This is a genomic window from Kordia algicida OT-1, from assembly GCF_000154725.1.
Classification (GTDB): Bacteria; Bacteroidota; Bacteroidia; order Flavobacteriales; family Flavobacteriaceae; genus Kordia; species Kordia algicida.
Map to the genome: position 1 here is coordinate 2,998,236 of NZ_DS544873.1, position 15,503 is coordinate 3,013,738.

Annotated in this window: 12 protein-coding genes; 10 read left to right on the forward strand and 2 right to left on the reverse strand. The window is 34.1% G+C overall.

Annotated elements, in window-relative coordinates; genetic code table 11:
- Positions 1-285 precede the first annotated feature (285 nt).
- Together KAOT1_RS12745 and KAOT1_RS12750 are read left to right on the forward strand one after the other, a co-directional pair.
- Entirely contained in the window at positions 286-2,784 is a 2,499-nt protein-coding gene (locus KAOT1_RS12745) for a porin family protein (RefSeq protein ID WP_007095237.1), read from the forward strand.
- Complete coding sequence (locus KAOT1_RS12750; RefSeq protein ID WP_238528700.1) at positions 2,771-5,302, forward strand: porin family protein; 2,532 nt, start codon at positions 2,771-2,773, stop codon at positions 5,300-5,302. Before KAOT1_RS12745 ends, KAOT1_RS12750 begins: the two co-directional genes overlap by 14 nt.
- A gap of 213 nt (positions 5,303-5,515) precedes the next feature.
- Here the strand turns inward: KAOT1_RS12750 and KAOT1_RS12755 are convergent, their stop codons facing one another.
- A complete protein-coding gene (locus tag KAOT1_RS12755) occupies positions 5,516-5,956 on the reverse strand; it encodes an exosortase F system-associated membrane protein (protein WP_007095239.1) in 441 nt (146 codons plus the stop codon).
- Positions 5,957-6,484, reverse strand: coding sequence for an exosortase family protein XrtF (gene xrtF, locus KAOT1_RS12760; RefSeq protein WP_007095240.1), 528 nt, complete (start codon positions 6,482-6,484; stop codon positions 5,957-5,959).
- A 168-nt stretch (positions 6,485-6,652) separates the two neighbouring features.
- Between xrtF and KAOT1_RS12765 the strand changes: the two genes are divergently transcribed.
- The 8 genes from KAOT1_RS12765 to KAOT1_RS12795 all read left to right on the forward strand — a co-directional run bounded on the left by KAOT1_RS12765 (position 6,653) and on the right by KAOT1_RS12795 (position 15,498).
- Positions 6,653-7,114, forward strand: coding sequence for a GAF domain-containing protein (locus KAOT1_RS12765; RefSeq protein ID WP_007095241.1), 462 nt, complete (start codon positions 6,653-6,655; stop codon positions 7,112-7,114).
- A gap of 290 nt (positions 7,115-7,404) precedes the next feature.
- Positions 7,405-9,297 (forward strand): NADP-dependent phosphogluconate dehydrogenase, encoded by a 1,893-nt coding sequence (gndA, locus tag KAOT1_RS12770; RefSeq protein WP_007095243.1) that lies wholly within the window; start codon positions 7,405-7,407, stop codon positions 9,295-9,297.
- 20 nt (positions 9,298-9,317) lie between these two features.
- Entirely contained in the window at positions 9,318-10,592 is a 1,275-nt protein-coding gene (locus KAOT1_RS12775; protein ID WP_007095244.1) for an Nramp family divalent metal transporter, read from the forward strand.
- Positions 10,593-10,605: 13 nt separating this feature from the next.
- Positions 10,606-11,304 (forward strand): FadR/GntR family transcriptional regulator, encoded by a 699-nt coding sequence (locus KAOT1_RS12780; protein ID WP_007095245.1) that lies wholly within the window; start codon positions 10,606-10,608, stop codon positions 11,302-11,304.
- 21 nt (positions 11,305-11,325) lie between these two features.
- A complete protein-coding gene (locus KAOT1_RS12785) occupies positions 11,326-12,093 on the forward strand; it encodes an SDR family NAD(P)-dependent oxidoreductase (protein ID WP_007095246.1) in 768 nt (255 codons plus the stop codon).
- 196 nt (positions 12,094-12,289) lie between these two features.
- Positions 12,290-12,514 (forward strand): hypothetical protein, encoded by a 225-nt coding sequence (locus KAOT1_RS22955; RefSeq protein WP_157560125.1) that lies wholly within the window; start codon positions 12,290-12,292, stop codon positions 12,512-12,514.
- A gap of 355 nt (positions 12,515-12,869) precedes the next feature.
- Positions 12,870-14,402: a bifunctional phosphoribosylaminoimidazolecarboxamide formyltransferase/IMP cyclohydrolase gene (purH, locus tag KAOT1_RS12790; protein WP_007095249.1), complete on the forward strand. Its 1,533-nt coding sequence runs from the start codon at positions 12,870-12,872 to the stop codon at positions 14,400-14,402.
- A 67-nt stretch (positions 14,403-14,469) separates the two neighbouring features.
- Positions 14,470-15,498: a rod shape-determining protein gene (locus KAOT1_RS12795; RefSeq protein ID WP_007095250.1), complete on the forward strand. Its 1,029-nt coding sequence runs from the start codon at positions 14,470-14,472 to the stop codon at positions 15,496-15,498.
- Positions 15,499-15,503 lie beyond the last annotated feature (5 nt).

Genomic DNA, 15,503 nt, shown 5'->3' on the forward strand with positions numbered 1-15,503 from the left:
TAGCTCATTTGTAATTTTATACAAAATTTAAAAAAAATTAAGTACCTTAGTACCACTAAGAATTGCAAAGTATCATTTTATTTTTCATAAAATTATAAGTTGTATTGGCAAAGAATCCCCATTCTTTATAAAATTTCTAAAAGACGGAAGTCTAATTTCTGCAAAAGAAAACCGTCACTTGAAATGAATATTCCCTTAAAATTCATTTCTAAAAATTCATCAGAATACACATCTGATGAACATCATATATTTTAGAAAAATTAAACCGATAAACCACCTAAACCTATGAAAAAGTATTACCACTGTTTTTGCATCTTACTCCTATTTTCTACAACTGTATTTTCACAAACTACCAATATCAGTGATCTCTATCAGGAATATTTTAAAGTTTCTGAAGACGAAGCTATTTTTGTGCATCTCAATAAAACCAGTTATTTAGCTGGCGAAGAAATATGGTTTAAAAGCTATATTTTCAACAAAAGAAACGAAGAAATCTCAGAAGTATCTACCAATTTATATGTTGGATTGTACGATGAAGAAGGAAAACAAGTGTCCAAAAAACTCTTTCGAATTCGACAAGGATTTACCTATGGAAATCTAGCGCTTGACAAAGAAATAAAATCTGGAACATACTTTATAAAAGCGGCTACTCAACGAATGGTAGACGAAAAATCTACCGAAGTTTTTATAGAAGAAATTACCGTGTTCGGAAGCAACATTCCACCACAAAAAAAACAAAAAAACGACATCAAATATGACATTCAGTTTTTGCCTGAAGGTGGACATTTGGTAAAAGACGTTGAAAATACCATTGCCTTCAAAGCCATCAGTGAAGAAGGAAAAGGTGTTTATGTAAATGGAATCATTTATGATGAAAACAATCAAGAAGTAACTACATTTGAAAGTAACAATTACGGTTTTGGCACTTTTAAACTTTCGCCTAAAGCGGAAAATACATTCAGAGCAAAAACAACTTTCAAAGAAGAAATTACCAGCGAAAAAACACTTCCAAAAGTAGAAAATACAGGAATTGTCATTCAGGTTGATAACATACAAAAAGATACGATACAAATTTCTTTCAACACCAATCCTGAAACATTACAAAGCATTGTTTCTAAAGATTACACAGTATTAATTCACAAAGATGGTTTGTCACGCTCCATGCCGTTTTCTTTTAAAAACAACGAAAAAGTAGACTTACTAATTCCGCGTAGCAGATTGTTTAATGGTGTAAACACAATTACACTATTTGATGGAAAAACACCAATTTTAGAACGCTTATTCTTCAATCGAAAAATAGTAAAGAATCTTTCTGTCATGGTCAAAAAAGTAGAAACGGAAAACGATTTTACTAAATTTGCCATGTATTTGGTAAAAAACAAACCGCGAATTCGAGAAGCAAATGTCAGTATTTCCATTCTACCAGAAACGACAGAAGCTTACAATCCGGCGCATAACATATTTTCTAGTTTTTACCTAAAACCGTATGTTCGTGGCGAAATTGAAAATCCGAAATACTACTTTCCAAACAACACAAAAACCAAACGAAAAGCACTTGATGCATTACTTATCACACAAGGTTGGAGCAAATACGATTGGACAGCCATCTTTCAAGACAAACCAAAACAATCAATTACGACCAAAGGAGTCACGATTAGAGGAACGGTAAATTTTCCAACAAAACGCGTAAAAGGAATGTTTTTGCATGACACTAAAGATTTGCCAGCACAATACATTCCAATCGATGACGAACGAAAATTTGTCATCTACAATCTATTTCCAGAAGCTGGTGAAAAACTCCGCTTCTCTTACATCAATCACAAAAAAGAATTTCTAAAACCAAAACTATACTTGCGTTACAATGTGAGTGATGAAAAAGATGAAATTCCCGCAAACGCTATTATTGATCGTTCGCTACTCAACAAAAACAACATTTTTATACTTCCTGATGGTTTTTTTCCTGAAGATTCAGAAGCTTTATACGCTGTACATTTAAAGGCAAAAAACAAGAAAAACAAAGAAAAGCGAGATCCGATGATGTTTAACGGACGAGAAACCAAAATCACTGAATCTGAATACTTACGATATCCAAATATTGGCGCATTTCTTCAAAACAACGGATTTGACGTAAATGATGCAAACATCAGTTTAGGACAAATAACTATTTACGCCAGAAGACCACAAACGCTTGGACAACTCAGACCAGAAAAACCAAAACCAAAACGTCTTGACGATTCCACTGGTTCTCCACAAGGCGGAAGCAATACGGATGCTGCTGCCGCAACTCCAAAAGAAAATATATCATCACGATTTACAAAAGTAGAACCATTAGTATTTGTAAACGACGTACCATTAACTAGTTTTGATGTTTTAACAACGCTCAATATGGCAAATATAGAACGTATTATTATTGACAAAAGTGGAATTGGATATGGCATCCGTGGAACTGGCGGTGTGATTAAAATTTTTACTCGAAATACTCCACTCACTCCTACTTCCAGAACTCGCAGAGATTCATATGTAAATCAAACACCTCCTATTGGTTTTAGTGTTGCTAAAGCATATTACGAACCAAAATATCGTTCTTTTTCAAGTGAAGCTTATCAAAAATATGGTGCTATCGATTGGCGACCAAACAACCGAATTCCAAGACGTGGACCTTTTAACTTTGTCGTAAAACACAAAGACGTAAAAACAATTACGATGTTTATTGAAGGAATTTCTAAAGATGGTAGTTTGATTTCCGAAAAAAGAACAATTATATTAGCAGATGATGACAACTAGAATACAAACTCGTTTTTGCTTAAAAAAAAGTCGCTATCTCATCATCATGCTTCTTGCAATGACATGGAATATGCTTTCACAAACGAATTCCATCGGCGAACGCTACCGAGAATATTACAAAACTTCTGATGATGAAGCCGTATTTGTTCATCTAAACAAAACAAGCTTTTTGGTTGGAGAAGAACTATGGTTTAAAAGCTATATTTTCAATAAAAGAAACGAGGAAATCTCCAAAGCATCTACCAATTTATATGTTGGACTCTATGATGAAAACAGCAAGCAAGTTTCTAAAAAACTATTCCGAATTCGTAATGGATTTACCAATGGAAACTTGGAACTCGACAAAAATTTAAAAGCAGGGATTTACTATTTAAAAGCAGCTACACAACGAATGGTAGACGAAAAATCTACCGAAGTTTTTATAGAAGAAATTACAGTGTTCGGAAGCAACATTCCATCACAAAAAAAACAAAAAAACGACATCAAATATGACATTCAGTTTTTGCCTGAAGGTGGACATTTGGTAAAAGACGTTGAAAATACCATTGCCTTCAAAGCCATCAGTGAAGAAGGAAAAGGTGTTTATGTAAATGGAATCATTTATGATGAAAACAATCAAGAAGTAACTACATTTGAAAGTAACAATTACGGTTTTGGCACTTTTAAACTTTCGCCTAAAGCGGAAAATACATTCAGAGCAAAAACAACTTTCAAAGAAGAAATTACCAGCGAAAAAATACTTCCAAAAGTAGAAAATACAGGAATTGTCATTCAGGTTGATAACATACAAAAAGATACGATACAAATTTCTTTCAACACCAATCCTGAAACATTACAAAGCATCGTTTCTAAAGATTACACAGTATTAATTCACAAAGATGGTTTGTCACGCTCTATGCCGTTTTCTTTTAAAAACAACGAAAAAGTAGACTTACTAATTCCGCGTAGCAGATTGTTTAATGGTGTAAACACGATTACACTATTTGATGGAAAAACACCAATTTTAGAACGCTTATTCTTCAATCGAAAAATAGTAAAGAATCTTTCTGTCATGGTCAAAAAAGTAGAAACGGAAAACGATTTTACTAAATTTGCCATGTATTTGGTAAAAAACAAACCGCGAATTCGAGAAGCAAATGTCAGTATTTCCATTCTACCAGAAACGACAGAAGCCTACAATCCGGCACATAACATATTTTCTAGTTTTTACCTAAAACCGTATGTTCGTGGCGAAATTGAAAATCCGAAATACTACTTTCCAAACAACACAAAAACCAAACGAAAAGCACTTGATGCATTACTCATTACACAAGGTTGGAGCAAATACGACTGGACAGCCATCTTTCAAGACAAACCAAAACAATCAATTACGACCAAAGGAATCACGATTAGAGGAACGGTAAATTTTCCAACAAAACGCGTAAAAGGAATGTTTTTGCATGACACTAAAGACTTGCCAGCACAATACATTCCGATTGATGACGAACGAAAATTTGTCATCTACAATCTATTTCCAGAAGCTGGTGAAAAACTCCGCTTCTCTTACATCAATCACAAAAAAGAATTTCTAAAGCCAAAACTATACTTGCGTTACAGTGTGAGTGATGAAAAAGATGAAATTCCCGCAAACGCTATTATTGATCGTTCGCTACTAAACAAAAACAACATTTTTATACTTCCTGATGGTTTTTTTCCTGAAGATTCAGAAGCTTTATACGCTGTACATTTAAAGGCAAAAAACAAGAAAAACAAAGAAAAGCGAGATCCGATGATGTTTAACGGACGAGAAACCAAAATCACGGAATCTGAATACTTACGATATCCAAATATTGGCGCATTTCTTCAAAACAACGGATTTGACGTAAATGATGCAAACATCAGTTTAGGACAAATAACTATTTACGCCAGAAGACCACAAACGCTTGGACAACTCAGACCAGAAAAACCAAAACCAAAACGTCTTGACGATTCCACTGGTTCTCCACAAGGCGGAAGCAATACGGATGCTGCTGCCGCAACTCCAAAAGAAAATATATCATCACGATTTACAAAAGTAGAACCATTAGTATTTGTAAACGACGTACCATTAACGAGTTTTGATGTGTTAACAACGCTCAATATGGCAAATATAGAACGTATTATTATTGACAAAAGCGGAATTGGATACGGCATCCGTGGAACTGGCGGTGTGATTAAAATTTTTACTCGAAATACTCCACTCACTCCTACTTCCAGAACTCGCAGAGATTCATACGTAAATCAAACACCACCAATTGGTTTTAGCGTTGCTAAAGCATATTACGAACCAAAATACCGTTCTTTTTCAAGTGAAGCTTATCAAAAATATGGCGCTATCGATTGGCGACCAAACAACCAAATTCCAAGACGTGGACCTTTTAACTTTGTCGTAAAACACAAAGACGTAAAAACAATTACGATGTTTATTGAAGGAATTTCTAAAGATGGTAGTTTGATCTCGGAAAAACGCACCATTTCCATTACCGATGAGGAAGAATAAGTTTGCAAATTTAAAGAAGAAAAGAATCACTCTAGATGAAGAAGTGACAATTTGAAAATGTATCAATTAGTTTCAAACAACATTCAGATTCGTCTTAGAAACACATTCAACATTTAAAAATTAACATTTAGCATTTTATATAAAATCAAATAATGATCTCGGAAATAACCTTAAATCATTAAATTTTTAAATCCTTGAATTGAGCGAAGCGAATCAGACTTCTTCATGCTTTATCTTCCGTTGATAATAAAAAGCAGGTAATAAAATCAACACAAAAAGCGGCTGAATCAAAAAGCGGCGTACGTAAAATGTCAGTAGATAATCTTCTGCTAAATTGTGCTGAATCAAATAAAAATACAGCGAAACTAACACTACAAAAGCAACCAAATATAGTCCGAAAGAAAACTTCAACACATGTTTGTTCTCAAAAGCAATATAAATAATTGCTAAAGAAACGAGCATGTTCAGCGCATATCTAAACATATGATTTACAAATAACAACCAAGCATTGTATTCGGGAATATTTGCCTGTAAATAGTCATTTTTAAAAAAGTTCAAAAACGGATCATAAAACAATTGGTTTTCAAATGCTCTAATCAAAACGAGCAATCCGAAAAGGAATCCTACAGCAATATATTTCCAAATCTTTTTCATTTATTTCTTTGAAAATTTCTGAACCCAAAGCATCCACAATAAAAATACCATTCCATAAATAATTGTCGGAAACACAATTTGATGGAGCAAATATTCCTGTTCAGGGAAACGATACAGCCCAATTCCCAATATGACAATTCGCAATAAATTTGCCAGATACACCAACACACTTCCCACCAGAATAAAAAAGATCGTATTTTTTAAATTTCCTGTAAATGCAATCACAAATGTGATGAATAAAATCAACACACTTACGGAATTACAACCTTCTACAATTCGCCCAACATAATTGCCGTGAACAAGTAATTTCATAGTAGGTTCTGATTCATGCACTGCAACATTTGCCACATACCCAAACGCATTGATGATACTTTCTGTTTGATGAGCAACAATACGTGTGACACCATCAGGTTCGCCATCAAAATTAGACAAATATAAACTATACGCATACGTCAATATAGCGTAGGTAATAAAGAATTTTACGATAAATCCTAAAGCCGATTTGTATTTTTTAATGCTTTCTAACACAATTGCAATAATGGTTCAAAGAGTTACAAACTTACTCTAAAAGCATTGAAAATGTCACATTTTCTATAAATTTTGTCGGATTCGTTTTTTAAGTCACTTTATTCAACATTAGATGAAAGACTTTTAGATTTTTTTCGACTATTTTTGCCGAATCAAAATTTAAAAAACATGGCACTTTCAACATACAAACCCGAAATAGAAAACATTATTGCAAACACTGAGCTTTCTGTCGATGACCGCATGACAAAAATTTGTGAATTATTGCAGGAAAACATTGCACACTATGACTGGGTTGGATTCTACTTTAAAAACGGAGACAAACCTGAACTAAAATTACGTGCTTTTGCTGGAGAACCAACAGATCATACCATCATTCCGTTTGGAAAAGGTATTTGTGGTCAAGTTGCAGTATCTAATGAAAATTTCTTAGTTCCAGATGTCAAAGCACAAGACAATTATATTGCATGTAGCATTCATGTAAAAGCAGAAATTGTAATTCCATTATTCGTCAACGGAGAAAACATTGGTCAAATTGATATTGATTCGCACACGCCAGATCCGTTTACCAAAGAAGACGAAGAATTTTTAGAATTTATTAATGCAAAGGTTGCAGAGATACTTTCAAAATAAATTTCTCATACCTAAACTAAAATTAAAGGCTAAAGAACCTTTATCGTTTTCCCTAAAATATATCAAAGCTGAAATACATTTAGTCTGTATCTCAGCTTTTTTTTTATGTCTATTAAGTATTAAAAACACGTATCCATATCGTTTTTAAGCTCTAAAAAACCAATTCGTACGTACAGTCTATTTTTAGAGATTTATATTTTTTCTAAAAAAACTACAGAGTTAAAAATAAAAAACTATATTTGGTTAACCAGATTGGGTAACCAATTTTAATAACTGTATTTTTACTCTAGATGAAAACCAAAATCATATTCATAATTGGTGTTTCAGGTGTTGGGAAAAGCACCGTAGCAAACTTATTGTCTAAAAAATTACAAGTTCCTTTTTTTGACGGAGACGACTTTCATCATGAAAAGAACATCAAAAAAATGGCAAGTGGAACACCTTTAAATGATGCTGATAGATACGATTGGCTTCAAAGTTTGAACGAGTTGGCAATAAAACACGTAAAAGCAAAAACGAGTTGTATCATTGTCTGTTCTGCTCTAAAACAAGCATATCGAGACATTTTAAGTCATCAAATAGAAAAGTATTCTGAATGGGTTTTTCTTCATGGATCTTTCGATCAAATTAAAAAACGACTAGACAATAGAAAAAATCATTTTATGAGTTCGGAGCTTCTAAAATCACAATTTGACACTTTAGAAGAACCTACAAACGCGATCAAAATTAACGTAGAAAAATCTCCTGAACATATTGTGGAAATTATCAAAAATCTGAGCAATAATAAATCTGAATTTGGACTATTCGGATTAGGTGTCATGGGCAAAAGTCTAAGCAGAAATCTAGCGAATAACGGTGTAAAACTCTCATTATTTAACAGACATATTGCTGGTAAAGAAGAAAATATAGCGCTCAATTTTAAAAAGGAATTTCCCGAATTAGCTACAGCGCTTCCGTTTGATGACATTGCCGCTTTTGTAAACTCCATTCAACAACCTAGAAAAATAATGTTGATGGTAAATGCAGGAAAAACAATCGATTTGGTCATTGAAAATTTACTTCCATACTTAACTAAAGGAGATATTTTAATAGATGGTGGAAACTCCAACTACAACAAGACAAAAGAACGCCACGACTACTTAAAATCTAAAAACATCTATTTTATTGGTGCTGGAGTTTCTGGTGGTGAAGAAGGTGCTTTGCGTGGACCTTCCATAATGCCTGGCGGAAATGAAGAAACTTATAAAAAAATACAGCCTTTTTTAGAAAAAATAGCCGCAAAAGATGAAAATAAATTACCATGTTGTAGTTATATCGGACCTGAAGGTAGCGGACATTTTGTAAAAATGGTGCACAACGGAATTGAATACGCAGAAATGCAATTGCTTGCGGAAGTTTTTACATTGCTAAAAAATCTTGGGAAAAATCCTGATGAGATTGCTGCTATTTTAGAATCTTGGAAAGCAATCGAAAACAGTTACTTGCTTGAGATTACTATTGATATTTTAAGAAAAAAAGACGGAGAAGATTGGTTGATTCATAAAATTATGGACAAAGCAGGAAACAAAGGAACTGGAAATTGGACAACCATTGCAACAGCACAATTGGGCATTCCGAGTACGATGGTCGCTTCTTCCCTATTTGCGCGTTACATCTCTTTTTTTAAAGAAGAAAGAATTACCGTAAGTACATATTTTAACACGAACGATCTTTCATTAAACTTGAATAGCGAAGAAATTTTAAAAGCCTATCAATTTGCAAGAATCATCAATCATTACCAAGGTTTCAAATTAATAAAAGAAGCATCAAACCGTAACAACTGGAACATCAACCTCAGTGAACTCGCCAGAATTTGGACAAATGGTTGCATCATCAGATCAGATTTAATGACTTCTTTAGTCACAACTTTTAAAACGGTCGATAATATATTGCACGAACCTGAAATTATTGAAAAATTACAAGCTTTAAAACCATTTATCAAGAAAGTTGTAACCGAAGGAATTGTTAATGAAGTAGCGGTTCCGACATTAACGGATGCAATAAGTTTCTTAAATAGTTTTTCAAAAGCAACGTCATCCGCAAATATAATTCAAGCACAACGAGATTATTTCGGAGCACATACGTATCAAAGAACAGATGATACTTCTGGAAAATTTTATCACACGCATTGGGCAAAAAATTAATCTATTAACAACAAAAAACTATGGCAACTGCTGACAACAAAAATTCTTTTCTAAAGAAAATCATTAAGATCATTTTAGCATTCGGACCTGGTATTTTTGCCATTGGTTATACCATTGGAACTGGTAGTGTAACTTCGATGATTGTCGCTGGAAGCAAATTTAACATGCAACTGCTTTGGGTATTATTGCTAAGTTGTTTATTCTCTGGTGTATTAATGTTTGCGTATGGAAACTATGGTTTAATTACGGGCGACACAGCTTTATACGGTTTTAAAAAACACTTAAAATATGGAAAAGCTTTAGCCATATTAATCATCATAGGAATTACTTTTGGACAATGGAATTCTTTGATGGGAATTTTGGGAATTTCTTCCAATATCATCTATGAAATATTAGCGATAAATTTTGAAGGTTTAAGCGATCACAAATACGGAATAGTGTTGACAATAGCTGTTATAATTATTGTTGTCTTTTACTTGCTCATGCTCATCGGAAAATATTCGTTTTTTGAAAAAATTCTGGTCATATTCGTAACACTCATGGGATTCTCGTTTATTTTTTCACTCTACTTTGTAAATCCGCTTCCAAACGATGTTGTAAAAGGATTAATGCCCACAATACCCGATGTGCCAGGCGGAAAAATGTTAGTTGCAGCCTTTGTTGGAACTACCATGGCGGCCGCAACATTTCTTTCCAGACCATTATTTGTACAAGGAAAAGGTTGGACATTAAAAAATTTAAAACAACAAAAAAGAGATTCAATTGTCGCGTCAATCTTGATATTTATCATCAGTGGTACCATCATGGCAGTTGCTGCGGGAGCACTTTTTTATGAAGGAAAAGAAGTAACACATGTAATAGACATGGCAAACACACTAGAACCTGTAGCTGGCAAATGGGCAGTGACTATTTTCTTTTTTGGTGCCTTGAGTGCCGGATTGTCTTCTATTTTCCCATGTCTTTTAATCGCGCCGTTACTATTAGCCGATTATCAATCCGGGAAATTAGACACAAATTCAAAACAATTTAGAATCGTAACTTTTATTGCATGCTTAGTTGCTTTAATTGGCCCTGCTTTTGGTGCGAATCCTATTGAAATTCAAATCTTATCACAAGTTTTCAATGTATTCGTATTGCCTGCAGTTATTCTTGGAATAATTCTATTAGTTAATAATAAAAAAGTAATGAAAGATTATAAAACAAGTATTTGGGTCAATGTTGGACTGTATGCCGCTATGTTTTTCTCTTTGGTAATTTCCTTTAACGGAATTGTAGCATTAACAGAATACTTTTAAAAAATTAATCGTCGTGAAAATTAGTTTAACAGACAAAAACGAAAAAAAATCATTGCAAAATGATATAATTTCTAAAATTCGAGATTTAGTCAACTCTAAAAGTCTGGAAGAAGGAGATAAATTGCCTTCAGAAAGAATATTGTCTGAAAAATTTGGTGTAAACAGAAACCAAATACGAGAAGTCATTCGCGAACTAGAATTTTACGGAGTATTGAAATCTGTGGCGCAAAGCGGAACAGTATTAAACATAGGACTCATTGGTTTTAATGGAATCATCAATGAAATCATTTCGCTCAACATTCCATCATTCAACGAATTGGTAGAAACACGAATAACCTTAGAGTTAAAAACGGTTTGCTTGGCAGCAGAAAGAAGAACGAAGGCTGATTTACAAAATATTGAGAAGGCTTTTAATTCATTTAAGATGAAAATGATCGATGGAGGAAATCATTTAGAAGAAGATTTATTATTCCATGTAGCAATTGCCAAAGCTAGTAAAAACAATACATTATTAACACTAATGCTTTTAATTACTCCACCAATTCTTGCAGCTTATGATAGCAATACAGTTTGCGAAGGTGATCAAGTATTGACGGAAATAAAAAAGCATGAAAATATTTATGTAGCTATCAAATCAAAAGATAGCGCTCTTGCAAAACAAATGATGGAAGACCATTTTTATAAACTATCAAAACATATCATAAAAAAATAACACATTCAATATTTTTAAAGGATGAAAAACACAAAAATATCAGGCAAAAAAGTGCTCATTACCGCAGGAGCACAAGGCATCGGTGAGGCAATAACCAAACACTTTATTGACAGTGGCGCACATGTTGCCATTCACTATTTCTCTAGTGCAGATACAGCAACGAAATTAGTTGAATATGCAAAAAACAAAGAGCTAAATGCTGTTGCTATTAGTGGCGATTTAACAAAAGAAACAGACGCAAACACTGTCGTTGAAAAAACAGTTGAAGCTTTGGGCGGATTGGACATTCTTATCAACAATGCAGGTTCGTTAGTTGCTCGTAAAATGTTGAACGACATCGAAACTGATTTTTGGCACAAAGTAATGGACATCAACATGACGTCTATGCTATTTGTCACACGAGCGGCGAAACCACATTTAGCAAAAAATAAAAACAGTAGTATTGTAAACTTATCATCTCTTGCAGGTCGAAAAGGTGGACATGCAGGTTCATTAGTATATGCAACAAGTAAAGGTGCAATTTTGACATTCACAAGAGCATTGGCTTCAGAATTAGGTCCAGATGGAGTTCGCGTAAACGCCGTAGCGCCAGGGCTTATTCTTGGCACTTCATTTCACAATACACATACGACCAAAGAATCTGCAGAAAAAACAATTGCCGGCATTCCAATTCAAAGAGCTGGAAATGCAGACGATGTTGCCCGAGCAGTTTTATACTTAGCATCAGAATATGACGGATTTATCACAGGTGCTACACTAGATATTAATGGAGGCGTGTATAACATGTAATTTAAAAAATAAGCAGACTTCATAAGAATATAATATTCTGAACGTTAGCCACATACGGACAAAATAAAACACATCGCTTTTATTTGCATCATTACTTTTTTTATTGCTTGCGAAAGTAATACAGGAAGTGTTGTGACTACACCTACCGAAAAATTTATTTTTGAAGATGGATTTGAAACGGAAAATAATTCAATAAATGAACTTTTTCCTGCTGACAATTCGAGATGGACTTCTATACAACATGTCAATACTGAACATGCCAAATGCAGAAATATTTAGACAGGTTTTTTTAAACGAAGGAATCAACTTCACCTTACAAGAACCTGTTTTCTATGAACGTGTGCAAATAGGAGTAACAGCCAACCCTACCGCTTCAACTGTAGAATTATTTGTAGATAATTTTTCAATTCAAGTGGAATAGACTTGAGATGTTAGTATTGTACTTCATCAAAATCAGCATTAAAATATTGAAATTCCTTCAAAACAAAATCCTAGTAAAAAAAGTATGATTTACCTTTGAAACGAAAACAATTCGTACCAATCACTAAAAGCAAACAAACTACAAAAAACAATTCGTGAATTCGTGACAAAATTTTAAAATCTTATAATTATCAACATACCTAACAGCTTTTTCATACACTAATTTCAGTATTTGTGAAAATGATTTTAAAAATGAGTTACATTTCTCCGTTTTTATTTAAAGAAGACCGTGTTTTTTATATGTTAATTAGTACTTTTGCGGCTTCACAACAACACAATTAAACAACTCAATTAGAATGAATTCCCAGAAACAAGCAAAATCAGCTTTAATTTCGGTTTTTAGCAAAGACGGATTAGCGCCAATTGTTCACAAACTGCATGCATTAGGTATTACTATTTACTCTACTGGAGGAACGGAAAAATTTATCAAAGAGCAAGGTATTCCTGTCGTTCCCGTAGAAGATGTAACTTCGTATCCTTCTATCTTAGGCGGACGTGTAAAAACATTGCATCCAAAAGTATTTGGTGGTATCTTAAATCGTCAAAACAATGAAAACGATGTTGCCGAATTGGAACAATATGAAATTCCGCAAATTGATATTGTCATTGTAGACTTATATCCGTTTGAAAAAACGGTAGCTTCTGGAGCTAGTGAGCAAGATATTATTGAAAAGATTGACATTGGAGGAATCTCATTAATCAGAGCTGCCGCAAAAAACTTTGCAGATGTACTTTGCGTATCTTCTGTAAACGATTATGAAAACTTTTTAAACTTGTTGGAAACACAAGAAGGTTCTTTCTCCATAGAAGATAGAAAAACGTTTGCTGCCAAAGCATTCAATGTTTCTTCGCATTACGACACGGCAATTTTCAACTATTTCAATCAAGATCACGAAATTGCAGCATTAAAAGTCAGCGAAACACAAGGGAAAGTATTGCGTTATGGAGAAAATCCACACCAACGCGGATTCTTCTTCGGAAACTTCGATGATATGTTTGAGAAACTTCACGGAAAAGAATTAAGCTACAACAATTTACTTGATGTAGATGCCGCTGTAAACCTAATGAACGAGTTTACAAACGACGACCCTACATTTGCGATTTTAAAACATAACAATGCTTGTGGTTTTGCAACAAGATCAACCATTCACCAAGCATATGTAGACGCATTAGCAGGTGATCCTGTTTCTGCTTTTGGCGGAATACTCATTGCAAACACAAAAATTGACAAAGCAACTGCGGAAGAAATTCACAAACTATTCTGTGAAGTGGTAATCGCGCCTTCATACGATGAAGATGCTTTAAAAATATTAAAAGGGAAGAAAAACAGAATCATCTTAATTCAAAATGAAGTAGCATTGCCAAAAATGCAAGTTCGTACGTGTCTAAATGGTATTTTACTTCAAGATAAAGATGGAAAAACAGATGCGCTTGAAGATTTAACATACGCAACAAACAATAAACCAACAGATGCACAGTTAGAAGATTTACTATTTGCTTCCAAATTATGCAAGCACACAAAATCGAATACGATTGTTTTAGTAAAAAACAAACAATTATGTGCAAGCGGAACAGGACAAACCAGTAGAGTTGATGCGTTAAATCAATCTGTTGTAAAAGCAAATAGTTTCAATTTTGATCTCAACGGAGCTGTCATGGCAAGTGATGCATTTTTCCCGTTTCCTGATTGTGTAGAAATTGCAGACAACGCAGGAATCAAAGCGGTAATTCAGCCTGGCGGATCTATAAAAGATCAGTTGAGCATCGATTATTGTAATTCAGCAGATATTGCTATGGTATTTACAGGAACAAGACACTTTAAACATTAAAATTTTTATACCTTTGTAATTCATTTTTAATGACTTACAAAACACACATTAATAGCAGACATAACACATGGGATTTTTTGATTTCTTAACAGAGGAAATAGCAATAGATTTAGGAACGGCAAACACCTTAATTATCCATAATGACAAGGTAGTTGTTGACAGTCCATCTATTGTCGCCAGGGATAGAATGTCGAATAAAATTATTGCTGTCGGACAGGAAGCTGCTCGAATGCAAGGAAAAACCCATGAAAACATCAAAACCATTCGTCCATTGAAAGATGGTGTTATTGCCGATTTTGATGCTTCTGAAAAAATGATTAGTCTGTTTATAAAAAATATTCCAGCGTTAAAAAAGAAACTATTTCCGCCGTCATTGCGAATGGTTATTTGTATTCCCTCAGGAATTACAGAAGTAGAAATGCGTGCGGTAAAAGAATCGGCAGAACGTGTAAATGGAAAAGAAGTTTATTTGATACACGAGCCAATGGCTGCGGCTATTGGTATCGGTGTCGATATCATGCAACCTAAAGGAAACATGATTGTTGATATTGGAGGTGGAACAACTGAAATTGCAGTCATCGCTTTAGGCGGAATTGTCTGTGATAAATCTGTAAAGGTTGCTGGTGATGTTTTTACCAATGATATCGTATACTACATGCGCACGCAACACAATTTATATGTAGGAGAACGTACTGCTGAAAAAATTAAAATCCAAATTGGAGCTGCTACAGAAGATTTAGAAGTTCCGCCAGAAGAAATGTCGGTTCAAGGACGTGATTTGTTAACGGGAAAACCAAAACAGGTTCAAATATCCTATCGTGAAGTTGCCAAGGCATTGGATAAATCTATTCTACGTATTGAAGATGCTGTTATGGAAACGCTGTCGCAAACACCGCCAGAATTGGCTGCCGATATCTACAACACAGGAATCTACCTTGCTGGTGGAGGTTCTATGTTACGCGGACTCGACAAACGTTTGTCTCAAAAAACAGATTTGCCTGTATACATTGCAGAAGATCCGTTAAGAGCTGTTGTACGTGGCACAGGAATTACCCTGAAAAACTTAAGCAAATTCAAAAGCGTATTGATTAAATAAGAACA

Coding starts and splice junctions, on each gene's coding strand:
- KAOT1_RS22955 (WP_157560125.1), top strand. CDS start 12,290: ATGAACTTTTTCCTGCTGACAATTCGAGATGGACTTCTATACAACATG.
- KAOT1_RS12745 (WP_007095237.1), top strand. CDS start 286: ATGAAAAAGTATTACCACTGTTTTTGCATCTTACTCCTATTTTCTACA.
- KAOT1_RS12765 (WP_007095241.1), top strand. CDS start 6,653: ATGGCACTTTCAACATACAAACCCGAAATAGAAAACATTATTGCAAAC.
- KAOT1_RS12795 (WP_007095250.1), top strand. CDS start 14,470: ATGGGATTTTTTGATTTCTTAACAGAGGAAATAGCAATAGATTTAGGA.
- gndA (WP_007095243.1), top strand. CDS start 7,405: ATGAAAACCAAAATCATATTCATAATTGGTGTTTCAGGTGTTGGGAAA.
- KAOT1_RS12750 (WP_238528700.1), top strand. CDS start 2,771: ATGATGACAACTAGAATACAAACTCGTTTTTGCTTAAAAAAAAGTCGC.
- KAOT1_RS12785 (WP_007095246.1), top strand. CDS start 11,326: ATGAAAAACACAAAAATATCAGGCAAAAAAGTGCTCATTACCGCAGGA.
- purH (WP_007095249.1), top strand. CDS start 12,870: ATGAATTCCCAGAAACAAGCAAAATCAGCTTTAATTTCGGTTTTTAGC.
- KAOT1_RS12755 (WP_007095239.1), bottom strand. CDS start 5,956: ATGAAAAAGATTTGGAAATATATTGCTGTAGGATTCCTTTTCGGATTG.
- KAOT1_RS12775 (WP_007095244.1), top strand. CDS start 9,318: ATGGCAACTGCTGACAACAAAAATTCTTTTCTAAAGAAAATCATTAAG.